Origin of the sequence: Streptomyces tremellae (assembly GCF_039540215.1) — a bacterium.
Taxonomy (GTDB): domain Bacteria; phylum Actinomycetota; class Actinomycetes; order Streptomycetales; family Streptomycetaceae; genus Streptomyces; species Streptomyces tremellae.
In genome coordinates this window covers 1-1,288 of record NZ_BAABEP010000149.1, presented here as the reverse complement: position 1 = coordinate 1,288, position 1,288 = coordinate 1, and the positions used below count along the sequence as shown (strand labels likewise).

1 pseudogene is annotated in these 1,288 nt (G+C 67.5%); it reads right to left on the bottom strand.

The features are described from left to right. Positions 1-1,233, bottom strand: a pseudogene (locus tag ABEA77_RS33760) (hypothetical protein); the annotation flags it as partial. Positions 1,234-1,288: the final 55 nt, after the last annotated feature.

The following is a 1,288-nucleotide window of genomic DNA, read 5'->3' as shown; positions in this document are numbered from 1 at the left end:
GGGGGTGTCGATGGGGATTTTGACCGTGCCGTCCGGCAGGGCCACCGAACCCGCGGGCAGGGTGATCCGCCCGCCCGCGCCCCTCAGGCCCTTGAAGACGTCGGCGACCCTGACCACGGTGAACGTGCCCGCCCTGCCGACATACGTCATCGGGTCGACGATCCGGCCCACCTTGCCGGCCTTGCCCGCCACCGACGCCACCCGCGCGACCGCACCCGCCTTGCCCGCACCCGCCGCCGCCTCACCCGCACCGTCCGTCGCCACCGCCGTCACGATGTTGAACGTCACCGCACCCGCCGCCCGCGCCGGGTTCTTCTTCCACTCGTCCCACGCCAGCAGCGACTTGCCCGTCTCCTTCAACGCGGTGCGCGAATCACGGATCCAGGAAGGCAGATACCTGTCCGGCGTGGCCAGATAGACACTGGAGGCGCCGGGAATCGACAGGATCGTCAGACCCGTCGCGATCTTCGCCATGTTCTGCCAGGCCTGCCCCATCGCATGCAGGCCATCCACCCCCACCAGCGTGCCCAGGCCCCTGATCGTGCCCCACACCCCGTCGACCAGGAAGCCGTCCCACACGAACGACTTCACCCAGTGCCCGGCCACCGCACCCCAGTGGCCCACGTTGTACCAGTTGTACGACTGATCCACATGATCGCCCCACGGCACACCCTGCGCATGATCCAAGTCGCCGCCGCCGAAGCCGTACATGTTCTTCGCGTGGCTGCCGTCGTCCTGCACGTAGTGCGTGCCCCCGACCAACGCCGTGATCCTGTTCGCGCAGGTACGCTCCGCCGCCCAGAACGCGGCCACCGCCGTATCCACGTCATGCCGCAGATCATTGTTCTTCGCGACCTTGTCGCCGTCCTTCGTCCACTCGTCGTCCCCCGCGACACTCGACGCGAACACCGTCGCCTGCTGCTTGAGCTGCCTCAACCGCGCCGCCAGCGGCCGCACCTCACCCGCATACGCATCCAGCGCCGCACCCACACTCTCCAACTGCGTCGCGAACGCATCCGACTTCACCGCCACCGGACGCGTCGTCGCAAACAACTCCTCCGCCTCAGGAGCCTTGTAGAAAGCAGACAGGCCCTGGAAATCGGAATCGACATCCCCACCCGAGGTACGCCACAACGACGCATTCGCCTTCAGACCGGTGACATCCGCCTCCAACTGCTCCAGATCACCCGTGAACTGAGGAATCTCCGCCGGATCGACAGGCGCCGCACTCACTTGCCACCCCCTCCACCCGAACCGCCCTTCGCGCCCGGCAGATCGATCACGGGCT